Below are 19522 nucleotides of genomic sequence, written 5' to 3'. Positions count from 1 at the left end.
TACAGTCCCCTTTACGAAGCCTTTTGTTTTCTTTGCATGTCTTCAATTGTTTGTACGCATGCTTGCAAAATCATTTGGTATGGACTTTCGATTAATGATAATTCTTTTAATAAATTGTCAATGGACCTGCGATGAATCAATAGCATTTTTTGTGCAGGTTTTGTGGGTACTAAAGAGCAAAATTCAAGTATTAAAGGTAAATAATCTGGGAGCTCCTCACTTTTTAATGGGAGACCCGCTTCATAAAACTCACTCTTTAATTTCAAAAGGGCTTTACCTCGATCTGGATTCTCGCCAAAAAGAGGATAGGTTAAATAAAGGGTTGTTTTATCACTAAAATCAAATGTTTTCGCATATTCGGTACACAGCTCTAAATAGGTAGTTGATTCCAAATATGATTGAAATTGCTTAAATAAGATCTTCACTAGCTGATTTTCAATTAAGGCAATTTCATCTTTCAACTCATTTTTTTCAACCCAATCTTTTTCAGGATGCTGAAGTAAAATAGATGCTAGACCAAAAATACGTTGATACTCATCCATTTAACTCCCCCCAATAATCGTCCCCTACTTTATAATCATTCGGTATCCCCGGTGTAACCGAGCAGCCTGAGCACGCCTCCATAAAATCGAACCCTCCGGTACCTTGTCCTAAATATTGGTTTGCAGCATCCTCCCGATGTGAGGATGGAATAACATAGCGATCATCGTACTTCGCAATTGCTGCAAGTTGATACATTTCATGCATTGTTTCTTCTGTCATTCCAACAGCATCAAGTATACTTTTCTCTGGTTTCTTCCCTAAATTTAGTGACCTCATATAACTTCTCATCGCAACCATCTTCTTAAGCACCTTCCGAATAACTTCGGTATCCCCAGCACTTAACATATTGGCTAGATATTCGATGGGAATTCTAAGCTGGTCAATTTGAGGGTAAATAACATGAGGATTGACCCCATCTAAGCCTCCATCAAATGCGCTCATCACTGGACTGAGCGGTGGAATATACCACACCATAGGCAATGTCCTATATTCTGGATGAAGAGGCAAAGCGATCCGTTGTTCAACTGCTAGTTTATAGACAGGTGACCTTTGTGCAGCTTCAATCCAATCCTCCTGATAACCAGCTTTTCGCGCTTCCTTAATTACCTCTGGATCATGTGGATCTAGAAAGATTCCTAAATGGGCTTCATATAAATCTTTTTCATTGGTAACAGACGCTGCTTCTTCAACCTTATCTAAATCATAAAAAACAATCCCTAGATACCGAAGTCTTCCAACACATGTTTCTGAACACACAGTAGGAAGTCCAGCCTCAATTCTCGGAAAACAAAAGGTACATTTTTCTGCTTTATGTGTTTTCCAATTAAAATAGACCTTTTTATACGGACAACCTGTTGTACAATACCGCCAGCTTCGGCATGCATCTTGATCTACCAACACAATTCCGTCCTCTTCCCTTTTGTAAATGGCACCAGATGGACAGGAAGCTACACAAGTTGGATTGACACAATGCTCACAGATTCTTGGCAGATACATCATGAAGGTTTGCTCATACTCAAATTTTACTCTTTCTTCAATCCCTTTTATGTTAGGGTCATTTTTCCCAGTCTGATATACTCCGGCCAAATCATCCTCCCAATTTGGCCCCCACTTAATATCCATATACTCCCCTGTCACCTGAGACTTTGGTCGAGCCACTGGTTGGTGTTCTTTTTCGGGGCTATTAATTAAATTCTCATAATCATAGGTCCATGGTTCATAGTAATCGTCTAATTGGGCTAAATCAGGATTGTGAAAAATATTTAAGAGCTTCGAAACTCGGCCACCTGCCTTTAGTTCAAGCTTCCCATTCTTTAACACCCAACCCCCTTTATATTTTTCTTGGTTTTCCCATTCCTTTGGATAACCAATCCCAGGTTTTGTTTCAACATTATTCCACCACATATATTCTGCTCCGGGACGGTTTGTCCACGTATTGTTACAGGTGATGCTGCACGTATGACACCCGATACATTTATCTAGGTTCATCACCATTCCAAATTGGGCTTTAATTCTCAAGCCAGTCCACCTCATCCCTATCTAATTTACTAATAATAACTCTCTCATCACGCTGGCTTCCGCATGGTCCATAATAGTTAAACCCATAACTTAGCTGGGCGTATCCGCCAATTACGTGCGTTGGCTTCATTTGTAAACGCGTAGGGCTGTTAAATGTACCACCACGTTCGTTCGTTATGGTTGAACCAGGGACGTTAATATGCCGCTCTTGCACGTGATACATGAAAGCAACTCCCCTTGGTAATCGATGAGACACAACTGCCCTTGCAACGACAACTCCATTTCGGTTATACATTTGCAGCCAATCATTATCTGCAATACCAACTTCATCCGCATCATGAAGATTCATCCATACTGTCGGTCCTCCTCTAAATAGCGTTAACATTGGGAGAGTATCGAAATAGGTACTATGGAATGACCATTTAAAATGTGGCGTCAAATAACGTAAATTTATTTCCTTGCCCATATTAATTGGCTTTCGATCCTTTGATCGGAATGCTACCTTTTTTAATGGTGCCTTAAATACAGGAAACTCTTCTCCAAATTCAAACATAGTTTCGTGGTCTAAATAAAAGTGTTGGCGACCGGTTAATGTACGCCATGGAATTAAACGTTCCACATTTGTTGTAAATGGTGAATACCGTCTCCCCCCCGTTTCCGTTCCACTAAAAACAGGTGTAGAAATGACCTGCCGTGGTTGTGCTGTTATCTCACTAAATGACATATGCTCTTCTGCTCTTTCTTCTGCTAAATCTTTTAATTTTTGTCCTGACTTTTTCTCCAGCGCATCCCATGCCTTCATAGCTAGAGAACCGTTTGTAGAACTTGAAAGAGAAAGAATTGCCTCAGCAGCATCCCGAGCAGTGTATAGACTTGGACAATCCTTGTAGGAGGTTTTATTGGCTGTTCCAAGTATCGTTTTTAATTTTTCATATTCTTCTTTTGCATTCCAGCCAATACCCTTAGCTCCAATCTGTTCCTTAATAACAGGTCCAAGGGATATAAATTTTTCATAGACCTTTGTATAGTCACGTTCAACCATGTGCAAACTCGGAAAGTTCTGTCCAGGTACTGGCTCAAATGAACCGTTTTGCCAATCTGGAATTTTCCCAAATGTACATGCCTCAGAAATTTCATCCCTAGAATCATGAAGCATGGGTGTTGCCACAACGTCTTGTACAGGCCCACTAAAATATTGTTCGGACATGGAAGAAAACTTCTTAGCCAATCCTCTAAATGTGTCCCAATCCGATTTCGATTCCCATGGTGGCGCAATTGCCGGGTTAAACGGATGAATGAACGGGTGCATATCCGTACTGCTTATATCATATTTTTCGTACCAGGTAGCTGCCGGAAGAATGATATCCGAGTATAAACCTGTTCCTGCCATGCGAAAATCGATATTTATCATTAAATCGAGTTTTCCTTCTGTTGACGGTTCGTCCCAATTTATATCTTCCGTTTTTAATTCTGTATTTTGCTCACTTAAATTTCCATGATGGGTTCCAAGCATATATTTCAAAAAATATTCGTGTCCTTTGGAAGAGCTGCCAATTAAGTTTCCTCTCCAAACAAACATAACTTTTGGAAATGATTTAGGGTCCTCAGGATTTTGAATCGCAAATTTTGTTTTGCCATCTTTCACATCATCTACAATGGATTGAATTATTTGCTCTTTGTCGGTCCCTTTCGATTCCGCTACAAGTTTGAGTGGATTCTTATCAAACTGTGGATAGGCTGGTGTCCACCCTAATCTTGTTCCTAAATAATAGTAATCACCTGTATGCTTATATCTTGGTTCACTAATCAAAGGTGATATTTGGTCTTCAATGGATTGATCATCGTATTTCCATTGTTCTGTTACAAAATAAAAGAACGGCGTAGCAGCATGAAGCCTAGGAGGTCCACCCCAGTCTCTTGCCATAGCAAGTGTCTGCCAGCCCTCTAGAGGACGGACTTTTTCCTGTCCTACATAATGAGCCCAGCCGCCTCCGTTCACTCCTTGTGAACCAGTCAATAGAACTAAATTTAGGACGGTACGGTATGTCGCATCAGCATGATACCATTGGTTTATGCCAGAACCCATAATAACCATGGAACGACCTTTTGATTCATCGGCATTCTGTGCAAACTCTCTCGCAATCTGTGCTGCTAGCTTTCGGTCCACTCCAGTCAAGGCCTCTTGCCATGCAGGGGTATATGGTTTTGGATCATCATAATCCTTCGGAAAATCACCTTTGAGCCCATCTCTTCTTACCCCAAATTTAGAGAGCATTAAATCAAACACAGTAGTTATATAGATTTTTTCTCCATTTATTTGAATTTTCTTTACTGGGACCTCACGTTTGAAAGTTTCTCTCTTTTCCACTTCAAAGTGAGGAAATTCAACGTTAACAACTGTATCTTCATTCCCTAACATAGTTAATAATGGGTTTAACTCAGAAATGTTTTGTTCTGTGTCTTGTAGGTGGAGGTTCCATTGACCTTTTTCCTCCCATCGATGTCCAATCGTTCCATTAGGAAATGCGGGCTGATTGGTTTCTTTGTTCCAAACAGCAGTTTTCCACTCTCCGTTTGTAAGCGTCGCGTCAAGCTCACTAGCTCTTAAAAACGTACTGGAAACGAAGTTTTCTCCATGTGGTTTTAATTTCACAAGGAATGGGAGATCCGTGAATTTTTTCGCATAGTCATAAAAATATTCAGTTTCTTGATCCACATAAAACTCTTTTAAAATAACATGAGTCATTGCCATTCCAAGGGCTCCATCCATACCAGCCTGAACATTTAACCAGTTATCAGCGAATTTAACAAACTCAGCATAATCAGGGCTAACAGCAACAACCTTTGTCCCACGGTACCGTGCTTCCACCATAAAATGAGCATCTGGAGTCCTTGTTTGTGGAATATTAGAACCCCATACTAATAGATAAGAAGAGTTAAACCAATCAGAGCTCTCAGGTACATCAGTTTGTTCTCCCCATACTTGCGGAGAGGCCGGTGGAAGGTCTGCGTACCAATCATAAAAACTTAATAAGGAACCACCTAGTAGTGATAAAAATCGGCCGCCTCCTGCATAGCTAACCATTGACATCGCGGGAATGGGTGAAAATCCAAATATACGGTCTGGACCAAATTCTTGAATTGAATGAATAAGAGAAGCACAGATTAGTTCATTCACCTCATCCCATGATGCACGGACAAGTCCTCCTTTTCCCCTTGACTGTTTATATCGTTTTGATTTCTCTGGGTTTGTAGCAATCTCCCGCCATGCAGCAACAGGATCATTAGATTTTTGCAACTCTTCACGCCACATATCCAATAAGTGACCACGAACATATGGGTAACGAACCCGGAGTGGGCTATAAATATACCAAGAAAAGCTTGCACCCCTCGGGCACCCACGCGGTTCATATTCGGGCATATTCGGTCCTGTTGATGGATAATCTGTCTGTTGTGTTTCCCATGCGATAATTCCATCTTTCACATGAACCTTCCAGCTGCATGATCCTGTACAGTTAACCCCATGCGTCGTTCGAACCGTTTTATCGTGCTGCCATCTTCTGCGATAAATCTTTTCTGAATCTCTATCCATTGGAGACATCACTGCATGAGCAGCTACATCTCTTGATTTTCCAAAAAATTTTATTTTTTTCATAAGTGGTGCTCGTTTTCGGCCCATAGACTCACCTTCCTACGACATTTTTATTTATTACCGTTTCCTAAAAATGTAAATGTATACAAAAAACAAGACTCCTAGAAAGGTCAATCTTGACCTTTTTAGTTTTAAAAACATAAGTTTTGGACAAGAATGGGATATAGTATTTACGAAGGAGAACACATATGTCTGGACCGTCTTTAAGAAAAAAACATTCTCATCATTCGATTCATGATGGCATATATACAGAAGCCCGCGACTTAACAAAAGTGCTAAAAAAACTTTCATTGGAAAATAAAGCGAAAGAAACAAAGGAAATTTGTGATGCCCTGATTGAACATTGGGAGACGAGAACACTTGCCCACGCGCAATCAGAAGAGGAAGGATTTTTTATTGAAAAATTGAAGGAAAATCCTGAGCTTAAAGAGATGATTATTAAATTGAAAAGGGACCATCAAATTTTAGAAATCATCGTACACTCGATTAAAGCGAAGATTGAGAATAAGGGAGTGACAGAAGATATTCTCCCCTATTTCGATGCTTTACTTGTAGTTTTTGAGCTACATAATCATGAGGAAGAAAACAATTTGTTCATTACCGAATAAGATATAAAAAATAACTCATACTTAGAAAAAGAGCTTTGTGAGTTCAACTAAACTAGGTGATGAGGGAACCAAATGAAAGAGTTAGTCTTAAGCTTAATTGCCGGGATGGCTGTTGGAATTTTGTTTCGATTTTTAAAGTTGCCCTTACCAGCTCCTCCGGTCTTCTCCGCCGTTGTAGGTGTATTTGGCGTCTATTTTGGAGGTATTCTTGTAGACTGGATAATGCAAAATTATATAAAATGAAGAAAAACGTCAGCTAGAAATTAACTCCTAGCTGACGTTTTTTATTCTGTGTAGTCAATTGTTAGATTTTCTTCATGACCTTTACTGAGTATTTTACTTTTCTTTCTATTTTCCTTTGATTGAAAAATAATATCAAAATCATAATCTTCCGGATAAAGCTCACTTGCAGCTATATACAAACCAATTCTTTTATGGTTAATTGACATTTTTTCCCCTTTCACTTGGACAATATAATTCCCAAATTGATCTGGACCCTTATAAATTATGCCGAATTCATTTGAAGGGGAAAGCTTTACATTATCACCTTGTTGGTAGTGTTGTACTTTCGTCTCTGTTTTTGAAGCGTTTTTTTCATTACGATGTTTATTAATAATTACCTGTTTTTCTATCTCTTTCAATCTCCACGTAGCTGTAATTTCCGTTGTATATTCTTTTGCTTCCTTGTAAGTAACGAAGTGTGCTCTCTCGATTATTTTTGGATGGATGCCAAGTTTTAATGCAATGGCAAACGCCTGACTCTCGCCCCCTCGCCCGATAATTAACCGGTAGGTCGGGCTTAACGTTGCTAAATCGAATTCCATCGATCCATTTAAAAACCCTTCATGTGTTTCTGCAAAATCCTTTATTTCACTATAATGGGTGGTTGCCAGGAGCACTGCCCCTTTTTCGTATAAGGTTTCTAAAATGGCTGTAGCAAGCCCCATACCTTCTCCAGGATCTGTCCCGGAACCCAGTTCATCTAATAAGACCAATGTCCGATTGTTCGTTTCCTTTAAAATATCAATAATATTTACAATTCTTGAACTAAACGTACTTAAATTTTCAGCAATGCTTTGCCCATCACCAATATCAACTAAAATTCGTTCAAAGAGGCAAAGATTGCTCTCTTTAGCCGCTGGTATATGAAGACCACATTGGACCATAATCGTCAAAAGGCCTACTGTTTTTATTGTTACTGTTTTTCCTCCTGTGTTGGGTCCAGTAATAACTAATGCATGTTGTCCTTTACCCATTTTAAATGACAACGGCACAGCCTTTTCACCTAAAAGAGGGTGTTTCGCTTGGATCAATTCAATTTCCTCTGACTGATTGATCCCTACTTTTGTACCATTTATAGAGCGACAATACTTAGCTTTAGCAAACAAAAAATCATAATGAACCATGGTCTCAATAGCACTTAAGATTTGCTGCTCCTTCTCTTCCACTAACCCTGTTAAATAACTAAGAACTTTTTGTACCTCTACCTCTTCATCCGCTACTAACCACGTTAATTGATCCTGATAAACGGCAATCTCCTCGGGCTCAATAAAAAGAGTGGAACCTGATGCGGATGTATCCAGTACGGTACCCTTCAGTTTATTTCGATATTCTTTTTTTATGGGGATGACATATCTTCCATTCCTCTGACTAACCACATTTTCTTGTAGAAAAGATTTATATTTATTTGATCGGATTAGCTGCAGTGTCTTTTCTTTCAAACGCTCTTCTTGAATGGCAATTTGTTTTCTAATCTTTAATAATTCTTTACTTGCGTAATCATCCACCCTTCCATTGCGGATGCAGCGAATAATCTCACTTGCGAGTTCGGGTAATTCATGGATCGAATCTACATAAGCAGACACTCTTGGAGCGTAATACTCCTTATCCTTCATATATCTTCTCATTTTCCCACAGCAATCTAAAAAATCGTAAAGCTTCACTAGCTGATCTACTCGTAATGCAACCCCCTTGTTCATGTTATTGAGTAACTGTTCCATCCCCTCTAACCCATGTACAGGAACACTAGCACTCTTTTTTATAATTTCAACCGCTTCTGAAACTTCATCTAGCCATGCTTCAATTTGCTTTTGATTGGTTGATGGTGTCAGGCACCTAATTTTTGTTTTCCCCTCTTTTGTTAAAGCAAAGGTTGAAATGGCTTCTTTAATTTCTTCAAATTGTAATACTTGAAAAGTATGTTGATTCAATTGTATAACCTCCTAATAATAAAAATAGCCGCAATGAACAATGTCATTGCGGCTAAATGAAACGATAAACGTTCAATTTTCCATACCCAAATTTAACCAAAATAAAAACTGTCTACACGAGTGTACACAGGCTACATTGGTTCAAGAATGTATGCGTATGTTTGCCCATTGTTCTTAACTTCACTCCATAAATACACCTAAATAAACCTTCATTGGCTCTCAAATAAAAGGTTATACTGGCTATTATAGAATGAGTGTATCCAATTGATTGGATTAGTTAAGAACGACACCTAACATAAAACATACTCCCTTTATAAAAAAATTTAATTCCTATAAATTATACAATAATATTCAATTGTTTGTCAATTCAGACATTCAACTGATGAAATTAATAATATACGGAATGATTAGAGATGTTAATACTGCCGCTATTCCCATTGCAGTCGCTTTACCCGACGACAAAAGCCCTATAATGCACTGACAATCAGTATAAACATGAGTGGTAACGCCTTATTAACTAAGGTATTCCCTAAGGTCATTAATCCAACTTAAATGGGGATAAAAAAGAACCAACAAACACCTATCCTCTAAGATTTAAAATCCAATTATACTTTTTGCCGAACCAATACATACTCTCTATTACTATTAAAGTAAAATTGATTATTCAATTTGAAGGCATATACTTTTGTTCACAAAATATCCATATCTTTTTTTTGAGAACTTCATTATCTTATTGTTAGGAGGGATCGTTATGAAAAAAATCTATCTCATTTGCGGTCTAGCAATATTTTTGGGAATTGCAGGGGGAATCTCCTTCTTTCTCATTAGAGACGCAAATGCGGAAATACCAGCAGAAGTAAGTTTGATTAATCAAAATGGTACTACATATAATTTTGGTAAGGATAATACTAAATTGAAATTAATTGAATTTATCTATACCCATTGCCCAGATATATGTCCTACCACCACACAAAAGATGGTCGATTTGAAGAAAGATTTAGAGAAGAGCGGCGTATACGGCAAGAAAATTGAATTCATCACCATTACCATTGACCCCTATCGTGATACTCCTGAGATATTGCAAGGGTATATGCAAGGTTTCGGAATAAATAATGATGACAAATGGATATTTTTAACAGGAGACACACAAAATATTAAAAAAGACCAAGAGCAAATTCAAAAGGTAACGGATGCCTTGCAATTTCAATACAAAGACCCCGGAAATGGACAATTCGTACATTCAACCTTTACGTACCTAGTCAATCAAGACAATAACTTTATAGCAAAGTTTCCTATGGGAAATGACTTTAATAAAAAAGAAGTATATGAAACAATTATGGATAAGCTAGATTAGTCCAAATTGGGTTTGCTTATAAATAAAAAAAGCGGTTAGTCCTTAGGATTAATCGCTTTTTAATACCAATTTTTCCTATTTAATTCACTAATTCACAGATGAAGGATATTTTTTAATTTGCTGCAAAGATAAAAGGTAATTGGACTTAGGTTTAGTTAAGCTTGCTTTTATTCCAGCTTTTTTTAATTTATTTACGAGTTCAGTAAGCTGTTTTTTCGCCATACTTCTCACCTTCTTTAAAACTTCTTAATCCAATTCTACAACAAAATTATGAATAAAGTGTGAAAATGAAATAAATTTTTAGAAAAATTTTCTTCCTACCAAGGCTAATGAAAGAATTCGCTCTTCGACTGCTTTAGTGATATAATTAGAAGATATTTTGTTTTGGAGGATATTAAATATGATTACAGTAAGTAATGTAGGTTTAAGATATGGTGACCGGAAATTATTTGATGATGTGAACATTAAGTTCACACCTGGTAATTGCTATGGTCTAATCGGTGCAAACGGTGCAGGTAAGTCCACGTTTTTAAAGATTCTTTCTGGAGAAATTGAATCTCAAACGGGAACTGTTCAACTTGGACCAAATGAACGAATGGCTGTGTTAAAACAAAACCACTTTGAATATGAGGAATTTGAAGTATTAAAAACGGTAATCATGGGTCATTCAAGACTTTACGAAGTTATGCAGGAAAAAGACGCGATCTATATGAAAGAAAACTTCACTGACGAAGATGGCATGAAAGCCGCTGAACTTGAGGGTGAATTTGCTGAATTAAACGGATGGGAAGCTGAACCTGAAGCAGCAATCCTCTTAAAGGGTCTTGGAATTGGTGAAGACCTTCATTATAAGACGATGGCTGAATTAACTGGTTCTGAAAAAGTAAAGGTTCTACTTGCACAAGCATTGTTTGGCAGACCAGATGTTTTGCTTCTGGACGAGCCTACTAACCACTTGGATATTAAAGCGATTCAGTGGCTAGAGGAATTCTTAATTAACTTTGAAAATACAGTTATTGTTGTATCCCATGACCGTCACTTCCTAAATAAAGTTTGTACCCATATTGCTGACTTGGACTATGGGAAAATCCAAATTTATGTGGGTAACTACGATTTTTGGTATGAATCAAGCCAATTAGCATCAAGATTAACCTCTGATGCAAACAAGAAGAAAGAAGAGAAAATAAAGGAACTGCAAGCCTTTATTGCCCGGTTTAGTGCAAATGCATCGAAATCCAAACAGGCTACTTCTCGTAAGAAGCTACTGGATAAAATAACACTCGATGACATTAAGCCTTCCTCTCGCCGTTATCCATTTGTTGGATTTACACCGGACCGTGAAATCGGGAACGATTTATTAAGAGTTGAGGGCTTAACAAAAACGATTGATGGCGTAAAAGTTTTGGATAATATCAGTTTCTTTATGAACAAGAACGATAAGATTGCTCTTGTAGGAACAAACGAAATTGCGAAAACCATACTTTTTAAAATTTTAATGGGTGAAATGGAACCAGACAGCGGTACCTTTAAATGGGGAATCACTACTTCACAAGCATATTTCCCTAAAGATAACTCCGAGTACTTTGAAAACAGTGAGCTAAATTTGGTAGACTGGTTACGCCAATTCTCTCCAAAAGACGAAAGTGAAAGCTTCTTACGCGGATTCTTAGGAAGAATGTTATTTTCCGGAGAAGAAGTATTAAAGAAAGCTAGCGTTCTTTCCGGAGGAGAAAAAGTTCGTTGTATGCTCTCAAAAATGATGTTAAATGGTGCCAACGTTCTACTTCTAGACGAGCCAACGAACCACTTGGACTTAGAATCTATTACGGCACTCAATAATGGTTTAATTAATTTTAAGGGCTCATTGATTTTTTCATCACACGATCATCAGTTCATTCAGACAGTTGCAAATCGGATTTTTGAATTTACACCTAAAGGATTAGTAGATAAACAAATGTCCTACGATGAATATTTAGAAAATGATGAGGTTCAAAAGCAAGTATCAGAAATGTATAAATAAACTATAAGAGGCTGACCTAATTGCAAAGTTAGGTCAGCCTCTTTCTTTTTAACCTTACATTTGTTTTTGTTTTCTTCGTGAAGAAGGCTCAGCTCTTGATCCCGTTTCTGTAGTTGTTGTCCCTTGTCCCTCTACTTGGGGTGAACAAAGTCCAATTGTCGAAGGATCAGCTTTCTTTTTACTCCGTTTACCCATCATTACACCTCCCCTAATAGCTTTTGGAAGATTATTGCTACTTATACCGAATATTTACGGTAAACTTAGGCATGATAATCTACAGGAGGAGGTGTTTTGTATGGCAAAAGTTGGAGTAGAACAATCTCTTACAAATATTCAACAAGCACTACGCGAAAAAGGCTACGATGTAGTTGAACTTAAGCAGGAATCAGATGCACAAAACTGCGATTGCTGTGTTGTAACTGGGCTCGATTCAAACATGATGGGAATGCAAGATACAGTTACAAAAGGTGCAGTTATTGATGCAAACGGGATGTCCGCTGATGAAGTATGTCAACAGGTGGAAAGCAGACTTCAATAACACATTTTCAAAAGACTAAAGGATTAGCTTTAGTCTTTTTTATTTGATTGAAAATTTATTTTAGGACCTTTTTGGGAAGAGGATCTTTTGAAATTATTCTTTTGTTGTTGCTCCCCTTCCCCTTCATCCTCTAAATTTGGTTGGTATTCACTTCCATAAGTTGCTCCAATATTTAATTTTCCTTTAAGTTCTTTAATTCCTAGTTGACCAAAATTATTATTTAATTCGTATTTATCTAAAATAATCTTTTCAATATTTATCTTCTCAATGATAATTGGCGGATCTTTTGTTTTGCCTTTCTCTTCGTGGGGAGATTGTTGTTGGAGGGTTTGTAGCGACTTCTTTAATTCCTCTATGTTTAATTCTAAGGAAGTCAACTTTTTCTTTAAATCCTTTTCATAATCACTTTTGTTAAAGATTAGGAATAAATCTTTTAATGACATGCTCACAAACGCTCCCTTATTTTTTACCTTACTATCATATATATGGGAAATTTAGTCTAACATGTCCACTATTAAAAAGACGACCTAAAATTGAGAATCTCAGAAATCAATTCAGCACTACCTAATCAATTGGAATGCTTTCTCCTTTTTCAATGATTCTTTGATAACTAACAAATAATAATCCATTCCAAAATTTAGCACTCAATTGATTAGGACTAACCGTATCAGGCAACCTAATTTGTCTTTGAAAATCTCCATAAAACCTTTCTGAATAGGTAAGCTTCAAATCAGAATGGTTTAATAAGGCCTTTCCTTTAATCGTTAAGGAATTTCCGTTCAGGCCTAGTTCAAGATTTTCTTTTTTCATTCCAGGAACCTCAATCACCACTAGGACTTCACTTTCACCTTCCAATATATCGATAGCGGGAAATGGGGGTGTATTCTTTTCTTCCCTTCCAGATTGTTTAGCAGTATTCGAATTTGGCGCAGTATAAGGCTGCTCATTCATAAATTGCTTAGCAAAGTCCTGATCAAATATATTGTTCCAAAAATCTCCTCCATTCATATTTTTGGCTACTTCCATCCATTGCTTTAATTTATCCATGTCCATCTAATCCCACCTCCTACTTCGTGTTTTACACAATAGAGGATATTCATTACTATTATCTTACTAACGATATTTATAATTTAATCCAGATATTACTCTTCCTTCATAAACGGACACGAAAGACATATATTATTAAACAAGGAAAAGGAGGAGATATAAATGCCGGCACCAGTTCCGTATATAAATATTAATATATTTATGATTAAAATTAATTCCTTCGAAAATGCCTCTGCCGTAAATATTGGTCAAAACCTTTTGGCCGAATGGCATAATTCCGATAAGAAAAATCAAGGCTACGGACAAAATTTTGGAGATAAAAGTGATTTTATCGGAACTAGAAGTTTTGTCGATGACAAAGATCAGATCGACTCCCCATCCTCCTTTAATGCCCGTCCACATCATTATGAAACTGATTGCCCATGAATTCTGACCGCTTGCAGAGAAAAATAGTCATAACGAAAACTGCCTAGGCAGTTTTTTTATATTCTCATCTTTAACATTCCACCACATTTAGCTATAATAATGTGGTATATGTGATTGCTATTGAGAGGACGTATTGAATGTACAAAAAAATTATCCCTTGGTTGGTGTTTTTCTTTATTTTTCTCGTTTCAGCATGTTCATCCACTGATACTACTGAGAAGAAGAGTAAAATAAATCAGGTAGAAATTACGATCTCTGCTGCAGCAAGCCTAAAAGATGCATTGATGGAAATAAAAACTGAGTTTCAAAAAGAAAACAAACAAGTTATCCCACTTTTCAACTTAGGGGGTTCCGGAGCCTTACAACAACAAATTATTCAGGGAGCTCCTGTTGATGTTTTTATCTCAGCTTCTAAGGATCAGTTTGATGCCTTAACGAGAAAGGATTTAATAGACTCAAAAGAACAAGTGGATTTACTTAGTAATCAGTTAGTATTAATCACAAATAAAAACAATAAAGTACCGATAAAAAAGTTTGAGGATCTTAATAATAATGAAATACATAAAGTAGCTATCGGCACTCCAGAATCTGTACCCGCAGGCATGTATGCTAAGCAAGCTTTAAAAAAATATCAGATTTGGGAAGCATTGCAGCCAAAATTAATCCAGACAAAAGATGTTAGACAAGTATTGACCTATGTCGAAACGCGCAGCGTTGATGCGGGAATAGTTTATATGACGGATGTAAGTATATCAAAAAAAGTAAAAGTAATAGCCATTTCGGAGGAAGGCTTCCATGAACCAATCATTTACTCTGCAGGGGTAATACATGCATCTAAAAAGAAAGATGCCGCCATCCACTTCTATGAATATTTACAAAGCAACACGGCTAAACAAATTTTTAAAAAATATGGTTTTACAGTATTGGATTGATGACCTTGTTTCATGATGAATTTTGGACACCCATAGTGTTATCTATAAAAGTAGCAGCCATATCAGTAACTATAGTATTTTTCCTCGGTATTTTACTTGGCAGATTATTTGCAAGAAAGCAATTCAAGGGCAAAATTCTACTCGAAACTTTCCTTCTTCTTCCGATTGTCTTGCCTCCAACGGTTATTGGGTTCTTATTAATATACCTATTTGGAAGAAATAGTCCATTTGGTATAATTTTAGAAGAAGTATTTGCTCAACCCATTATTTTCACCCCAACGGCAGCAGTGATTGCTTCAACAGTTGTTGCCTTTCCATTAATGTATCAAACTGTTAAAATCGGTTTTCAAGCGGTAGATAGAGGAATTGAAGAAGCGGCAAGGGTAGATGGTGCAGGAGAAATTAAAGTGTTTTTATATATCACTCTCCCATTATCTATTAAATCAATATTTGCAGGATTAATTCTAAGCTTTGCACGAGCACTAGGGGAGTTCGGTGCTACCTTCATGTTTGCCGGGAATATCCCTGGAAAAACTCAGACGGCTCCTACAGCAATTTATATTGCAATGGAATCTGGAAATATGAATTTAGCCTGGTTTTTAGTCGCAACCATGGTTTTTATCTCCTTTTCTTTCTTGTTACTCACAACAATTTCACAAAAATAGCCATGGAAGGTTCTGTACCCTCCATGGCTATTTTATAATTATTAAAAGTTTCTAGTAAATACTTTGCGTCTTCGCATTTTAATTAAAATCGCTGTACATAGAATAATGATTATACCAATTATCGTATTAACAAGTATTAGCGGTGATTCTTTTTTGTTAACTTTCTTACTTATTACAGGTGCTTTTTTGGGCTTAGGCGGTTCTTTTAATTTTAATTGAACCGATTGAATCACTTGACCATTATTATCCTCAATAGAAAGTAGCCCTTCATTATTTATCTTCTTTACATTCCCACTAATGTTCTCTGTAATCAGAATATCTTTTTCAGAGTAAAAATCCTTATTATCTACCTTAAAAATTTCCCCTTGCTTAAGCATTTCATGCTGATATCCTTTAAAACCGTAATCAAACAATGTAGCGGTATCATGATATTTATCGTTTTTTAAATTCGATTTAAGTACAACAGCAGTTAACTTTAAAGTTCCATTTTCTGCGGTCGTTGCCAACGTTTGTTTTGCTTCGGTTGTATACCCGGTCTTCCCTCCTGAAATCCCAGGATACGGCAGCTCTCCCTTGAGCATACGATGATGGGTTAATATTTTTGTGTTCCAAGATTGACCCTGCCAATCGAGTACTTTTGTCCCGAAAATTTCGGCAAAAATAGGATTTTTCATAGCGTAATTTGTCATTAATGCCAAGTCCATTGCTGTTGTATAATGATTTTCATCTTGCAATCCATTAGGATTAGTGAAGTGAGTATTTGTAACACCAATTTTTGTTTTAAGGTATTCGTTCAGGTTATCAGAAAATTTTTCTACACTGCCATCCAAAAACTCTGCGATCGCGACAGCTGCATCGTTTCCTGAATTAACTAGCATACCTTGTATAAGCTTCTTTAAAGGCACTTGTTCCCCTTCAACTAAATAAACCCTCGTACCATCCTGTCTAACTGCATTTGCACTCACCGTAACAAGACTGTCTAAATTCCCTTTATCAATAGCATAGATTGCTGTTGCAATTTTTGTAAGGCTAGCTGGGTACATTCTTTCATTTGCATTTTTTGCATAGAGGACAGCATTCGTTTCAGTATCTAATAAAACAGCTCCTTCACTCTTCAAGTCCAATTGCTCCTGCGTTTCCGTTGCAAAGACATTGGATTGATAGGAAAATAGGAGTAAAACTATCATTATGAGGTACGAAAAAATTTTTTTCATTATTACACCCTTACTATTACATTTAATCCCTATTTGATTTTAACAGATAATTTGAATAAATAAATAGTTTTCCAAGAAAATGTTATGAATTGGAAGGATTTCAAATTATTATGAATAAAAAGAAAAACCGGCTGCGTAATTGCAACCGGTTGAAGCTATGCCCTTTTTTTGGAAATCAATAATGTTATTTGGGCCATAATAATCGGTAATGAAGATTTTCTTCTGTAAGCAAGATATTTTGGTTCCCAAATATTTGTATATTTCTGCTTAAATTGTCGTAGACCTTGAAATTGATAAATAAAGTGACCATGTAAGAATAATTGCGCAGCAATCTTCTCACTTAAAAATGCAAATCGAGATAAACCAACATTAGCCAAAGGGGCCATCCCCATATTAAATTTCTCATATCCTTGTTCCTTAGCCCAATCAATTAATGATAAAAAGAGAAAATCAATCATTCCAGCTGGTGAGTTAGGTCTAAATCTCATTAGGTCTACAGAGATGGTTTGTTTATTATCGTATACATACATAAGACTCATGAAGCCGAGAATCTTCTTTTCTTCATCTCTAACTATTGCAATTGGTGCTTTATCTAGATACTCTTCATCAAAAAAACCTAGAGAAAAACCTTTCTCTCTTCTACCTTGAAGCCACTCATTCGAGACCTCGCGTAATTCTTCAATAAATTCGTTAGAGTATGGTGGTTTAATAAGTTCAAAAATAAAACTTTCTCGATTGAATTTATTTTTTAATGCTCTTAACCCTTTCTGTTTGCTACCAAATAGTGAGAATGTTTTTAGGTCTACAAAGGCCTCTTCTCCAAGTTTAAAAAACGCAAAGCCATGTCCCTGTAAATATGGAAGCATTTCATCACTAACTTGATAGAAAACAGGAGTAAAACCATAAAGATCGGCTATTTCTTGAAATTCCTCAATTGCATTAGAAATTTCACTTTGTTCACCGATAGGATCACCGAGAATAACTAATTTATCAGCATACTTTTGAAAAGGAATTAACACATTTTTCTTGCTGTTCCAAAAGATATATTTATCATGTAAAAAAATAAGATGAGATAAAACCTTTCCATGATATTTTTTTAGATGATTGTAAATTTCCTTTTCATAATCAATTGATTTCTCTAGCTTCCATTTCTTTGGCAAGCTAATTAAATAACCTGTAAATAAAATCATCATAGCAATGACAAGTCCAATAATTGCACTTGTAAACAAATCACGATAATCCAAGATTACATATGGCAGAAATTTATCAGGTATGGTTAATTTCGAGATTGGTAAATTTAAATAACCGATTAAAATATACATTGAAGTGATCACTAGTATCACCGTAACATCAAAAATTGTTTTCCCCCATGTTAAAACATAACTTTCACGGTAGAACTGACCCTTAGAAATTCTAAGTAAAAGCGCTACTATGATTAAAAAAGTAGCTTCTTCATAATCTATCCCTTTAAAAATGGAGAATAAAGCAGCAAGTATTAAAGCAAGCATCGTTAACTCATATGCTCTTTTCACACTGTATTCAATACCGCGAGACAAACCTAATAACAAAAAACCAGCAGCAACTGATAATTGATGGGATACATTTATTATTGGGAATGACAACAACTCCTGAGCAATCTTAAGTCTTGACATAATACCCGGAACACTCGCAGACAAAAGAAGAATTAAGCCAGATAGAAAAACCAGCATCGTTAATATCACGTGACTTAGCCCTTGGATAATCGCTTTTGGAAGTTGATTCCATGATTGATTCCATCTTTCCCAATAAAGCTTTACAAAAAAAACAAGGCTAATAAAAAATGGGACAAAGTAATAGCCCAATCGGTAAAATAACAACAATACTAGTACCTTTTCATCCGGAACATGTAACTCCTGCATCCCCCATAGAAATATCAAATCAAAGGAACCTAATCCCCCGGGAATCATACTAATAATACCTGCACAAGCAGCTACAATATAGACAGGAAACAAATCTTTTGTTGCTACAGGAATCCCTAATAACCGGCTCAATAGTAAAATGGCTACAAACACAGCCAACCATTCTATGACCGAAACAATGACCAGTTCTATACCTACCTTAGCAGTAATCACTGACTCCTTCCTCGACTTCATCATGTGTACACTAAAGAAAATGGGTAGGTACAAACCAACACCTAATACTGCAAAATATAGCCATTTAGTATCAACAAACAATGGAAAATGACGAAAGCCAATGGTTACAATCCATGCGAGCACAGATATACCTGTTAAATAAAAAAGTGAAACTGATGCAATCACACCAAGAAGCTTGCGTTTATCCTGTTCGAGTTTATGAAAAAAGTATGTTCTAAGCATGGCCCCTACTAGACCACCGAATCCTATTAAATTAGAAAATGAATTTGCAATAAACGATTGTTCTAACAGTTCCCTACTAACTACCTTTAACTTTAAAATCCGTACAAGTATAACGTCGTAAAGCAGCATAGGTAAAACAGCAATAAATGTGATCATTAAAATCAGCAATAAGACCCATATATTTAACTGATTAATTTCGTTCTTCAGTAGTTCTACATTCAAATCTCCAGTAAACCTTTTCATTTCTATAATTGCAAAAATTAATAATAATAGCGGAAAGATAAATTTAATTACTTTAACTATCTTTTCTTTCTTCATTCCCAACAATATGACCACCTATTATTTTTTTCCTGACTTAAATATAAACTTTTCAACTGTAAAAACAAAGAAATATATTCTGTGATAGATGATTTATTATTCTTCATTGTAGACATTTTCTTT

18 protein-coding genes are annotated in these 19522 nt (G+C 36.4%); 8 read left to right on the top strand and 10 right to left on the bottom strand.

The window, feature by feature from the left end; translation table 11 throughout:
* Positions 1 to 11 precede the first annotated feature (11 nt).
* Genes narJ through QFZ87_RS12370 form a run of 3 tightly spaced genes read right to left on the bottom strand, consistent with a single transcriptional unit; the run spans position 12 to position 5740 of the window.
* Positions 12 to 542 carry a nitrate reductase molybdenum cofactor assembly chaperone gene (narJ, locus tag QFZ87_RS12380; protein ID WP_309861688.1) on the bottom strand — a complete coding sequence of 177 codons (531 nt, stop codon included), beginning with the start codon at positions 540 to 542 and terminating at the stop codon, positions 12 to 14.
* Positions 535 to 2061: a nitrate reductase subunit beta gene (gene narH, locus QFZ87_RS12375; protein ID WP_309861686.1), complete on the bottom strand. Its 1527-nt coding sequence runs from the start codon at positions 2059 to 2061 to the stop codon at positions 535 to 537. Before narH ends, narJ begins: the two co-directional genes overlap by 8 nt.
* Positions 2051 to 5740 carry a nitrate reductase subunit alpha gene (locus tag QFZ87_RS12370; RefSeq protein ID WP_309861682.1) on the bottom strand — a complete coding sequence of 1230 codons (3690 nt, stop codon included), beginning with the start codon at positions 5738 to 5740 and terminating at the stop codon, positions 2051 to 2053. Before QFZ87_RS12370 ends, narH begins: the two co-directional genes overlap by 11 nt.
* Positions 5741 to 5901: 161 nt before the next feature.
* On the opposite strand from QFZ87_RS12370, the gene QFZ87_RS12365 reads away from it, so the two are divergent.
* On the top strand, positions 5902 to 6321 hold the full coding sequence (locus tag QFZ87_RS12365) for a hemerythrin domain-containing protein (RefSeq protein ID WP_309861679.1): 420 nt from the start codon (positions 5902 to 5904) through the stop codon (positions 6319 to 6321).
* A gap of 72 nt (positions 6322 to 6393) precedes the next feature.
* A complete protein-coding gene (locus QFZ87_RS12360; RefSeq protein WP_309861676.1) occupies positions 6394 to 6564 on the top strand; it encodes a XapX domain-containing protein in 171 nt (56 codons plus the stop codon).
* A 41-nt stretch (positions 6565 to 6605) separates the two neighbouring features.
* On the opposite strand, the gene QFZ87_RS12355 is transcribed toward QFZ87_RS12360, so the two are convergent.
* Positions 6606 to 8531 (bottom strand): endonuclease MutS2, encoded by a 1926-nt coding sequence (locus QFZ87_RS12355; RefSeq protein ID WP_309861673.1) that lies wholly within the window; start codon positions 8529 to 8531, stop codon positions 6606 to 6608.
* 751 nt (positions 8532 to 9282) lie between these two features.
* Between QFZ87_RS12355 and QFZ87_RS12350 the strand changes: the two genes are divergently transcribed.
* Complete coding sequence (locus tag QFZ87_RS12350) at positions 9283 to 9885, top strand: SCO family protein (protein ID WP_309861670.1); 603 nt, start codon at positions 9283 to 9285, stop codon at positions 9883 to 9885.
* Between the two features lie 87 nt (positions 9886 to 9972).
* Here the strand turns inward: QFZ87_RS12350 and QFZ87_RS12345 are convergent, their stop codons facing one another.
* Entirely contained in the window at positions 9973 to 10107 is a 135-nt protein-coding gene (locus QFZ87_RS12345) for a hypothetical protein (protein WP_264760442.1), read from the bottom strand.
* Positions 10108 to 10285: 178 nt separating this feature from the next.
* Here QFZ87_RS12345 and QFZ87_RS12340 point away from each other — a divergent pair, with 178 nt between their 5' ends.
* Positions 10286 to 11905 (top strand): ABC-F family ATP-binding cassette domain-containing protein, encoded by a 1620-nt coding sequence (locus QFZ87_RS12340; RefSeq protein ID WP_309861663.1) that lies wholly within the window; start codon positions 10286 to 10288, stop codon positions 11903 to 11905.
* Positions 11906 to 11959: 54 nt separating this feature from the next.
* Here QFZ87_RS12340 and QFZ87_RS12335 read toward each other — a convergent pair whose 3' ends face one another.
* On the bottom strand, positions 11960 to 12100 hold the full coding sequence (locus QFZ87_RS12335; RefSeq protein ID WP_309867837.1) for a YuzL family protein: 141 nt from the start codon (positions 12098 to 12100) through the stop codon (positions 11960 to 11962).
* Between the two features lie 100 nt (positions 12101 to 12200).
* On the opposite strand from QFZ87_RS12335, the gene QFZ87_RS12330 reads away from it, so the two are divergent.
* A complete protein-coding gene (locus tag QFZ87_RS12330; RefSeq protein WP_309861660.1) occupies positions 12201 to 12443 on the top strand; it encodes a YkuS family protein in 243 nt (80 codons plus the stop codon).
* Positions 12444 to 12472: 29 nt separating this feature from the next.
* On the opposite strand, the gene QFZ87_RS12325 is transcribed toward QFZ87_RS12330, so the two are convergent.
* Positions 12473 to 12886, bottom strand: a complete 414-nt coding sequence (locus QFZ87_RS12325) for a hypothetical protein (RefSeq protein WP_309861658.1) — start codon at positions 12884 to 12886, stop codon at positions 12473 to 12475.
* A 121-nt stretch (positions 12887 to 13007) separates the two neighbouring features.
* Positions 13008 to 13496, bottom strand: coding sequence for an Hsp20/alpha crystallin family protein (locus QFZ87_RS12320; protein WP_309861655.1), 489 nt, complete (start codon positions 13494 to 13496; stop codon positions 13008 to 13010).
* A gap of 156 nt (positions 13497 to 13652) precedes the next feature.
* On the opposite strand from QFZ87_RS12320, the gene QFZ87_RS12315 reads away from it, so the two are divergent.
* The 3 genes from QFZ87_RS12315 (at position 13653) to modB (ending at position 15513) form a co-directional block, all read left to right on the top strand.
* A complete protein-coding gene (locus QFZ87_RS12315) occupies positions 13653 to 13916 on the top strand; it encodes a hypothetical protein (RefSeq protein WP_309861652.1) in 264 nt (87 codons plus the stop codon).
* Positions 13917 to 14053: 137 nt separating this feature from the next.
* Entirely contained in the window at positions 14054 to 14848 is a 795-nt protein-coding gene (gene modA / locus QFZ87_RS12310; RefSeq protein WP_309861649.1) for a molybdate ABC transporter substrate-binding protein, read from the top strand.
* On the top strand, positions 14848 to 15513 hold the full coding sequence (gene modB, locus QFZ87_RS12305) for a molybdate ABC transporter permease subunit (RefSeq protein WP_309861647.1): 666 nt from the start codon (positions 14848 to 14850) through the stop codon (positions 15511 to 15513). The genes modA and modB overlap by 1 nt, the downstream gene beginning before the upstream one ends.
* Positions 15514 to 15554: 41 nt before the next feature.
* Here modB and QFZ87_RS12300 read toward each other — a convergent pair whose 3' ends face one another.
* Together QFZ87_RS12300 and mprF are read right to left on the bottom strand one after the other, a co-directional pair.
* The gene (locus QFZ87_RS12300) at positions 15555 to 16700 is read right to left on the bottom strand and encodes a D-alanyl-D-alanine carboxypeptidase family protein (protein WP_309861643.1); all 1146 of its coding nucleotides are present in this window, start codon (positions 16698 to 16700) and stop codon (positions 15555 to 15557) included.
* A gap of 182 nt (positions 16701 to 16882) precedes the next feature.
* Positions 16883 to 19399, bottom strand: coding sequence for a bifunctional lysylphosphatidylglycerol flippase/synthetase MprF (gene mprF / locus QFZ87_RS12295; RefSeq protein ID WP_309861640.1), 2517 nt, complete (start codon positions 19397 to 19399; stop codon positions 16883 to 16885).
* Between the last annotated feature and the right edge of the window lie 123 nt (positions 19400 to 19522).

The sequence above is a fragment of the Bacillus sp. SLBN-46 genome, from assembly GCF_031453555.1.
Taxonomy (GTDB): domain Bacteria; phylum Bacillota; class Bacilli; order Bacillales; family Cytobacillaceae; genus Neobacillus.
The sequence above is the reverse complement of the archived record's forward strand: the minus strand, read 5'-3'. Positions and strand labels throughout refer to the sequence as shown.

What these genes read in the sequence shown, in the direction of transcription:
- narJ (WP_309861688.1), bottom strand. Translation starts at nt 542, where the DNA reads ATGGATGAGTATCAACGTATTTTTGGTCTAGCATCTATTTTACTTCAG.
- QFZ87_RS12370 (WP_309861682.1), bottom strand. Translation starts at nt 5,740, where the DNA reads ATGGGCCGAAAACGAGCACCACTTATGAAAAAAATAAAATTTTTTGGA.
- QFZ87_RS12365 (WP_309861679.1), top strand. Translation starts at nt 5,902, where the DNA reads ATGTCTGGACCGTCTTTAAGAAAAAAACATTCTCATCATTCGATTCAT.
- QFZ87_RS12360 (WP_309861676.1), top strand. Translation starts at nt 6,394, where the DNA reads ATGAAAGAGTTAGTCTTAAGCTTAATTGCCGGGATGGCTGTTGGAATT.
- QFZ87_RS12350 (WP_309861670.1), top strand. Translation starts at nt 9,283, where the DNA reads ATGAAAAAAATCTATCTCATTTGCGGTCTAGCAATATTTTTGGGAATT.
- QFZ87_RS12345 (WP_264760442.1), bottom strand. Translation starts at nt 10,107, where the DNA reads ATGGCGAAAAAACAGCTTACTGAACTCGTAAATAAATTAAAAAAAGCT.
- QFZ87_RS12340 (WP_309861663.1), top strand. Translation starts at nt 10,286, where the DNA reads ATGATTACAGTAAGTAATGTAGGTTTAAGATATGGTGACCGGAAATTA.
- QFZ87_RS12335 (WP_309867837.1), bottom strand. Translation starts at nt 12,100, where the DNA reads ATGGGTAAACGGAGTAAAAAGAAAGCTGATCCTTCGACAATTGGACTT.
- QFZ87_RS12330 (WP_309861660.1), top strand. Translation starts at nt 12,201, where the DNA reads ATGGCAAAAGTTGGAGTAGAACAATCTCTTACAAATATTCAACAAGCA.
- QFZ87_RS12325 (WP_309861658.1), bottom strand. Translation starts at nt 12,886, where the DNA reads ATGTCATTAAAAGATTTATTCCTAATCTTTAACAAAAGTGATTATGAA.
- QFZ87_RS12320 (WP_309861655.1), bottom strand. Translation starts at nt 13,496, where the DNA reads ATGGACATGGATAAATTAAAGCAATGGATGGAAGTAGCCAAAAATATG.
- QFZ87_RS12315 (WP_309861652.1), top strand. Translation starts at nt 13,653, where the DNA reads ATGCCGGCACCAGTTCCGTATATAAATATTAATATATTTATGATTAAA.
- modA (WP_309861649.1), top strand. Translation starts at nt 14,054, where the DNA reads ATGTACAAAAAAATTATCCCTTGGTTGGTGTTTTTCTTTATTTTTCTC.
- modB (WP_309861647.1), top strand. Translation starts at nt 14,848, where the DNA reads ATGACCTTGTTTCATGATGAATTTTGGACACCCATAGTGTTATCTATA.
- QFZ87_RS12300 (WP_309861643.1), bottom strand. Translation starts at nt 16,700, where the DNA reads ATGATAGTTTTACTCCTATTTTCCTATCAATCCAATGTCTTTGCAACG.
- mprF (WP_309861640.1), bottom strand. Translation starts at nt 19,399, where the DNA reads ATGAAGAAAGAAAAGATAGTTAAAGTAATTAAATTTATCTTTCCGCTA.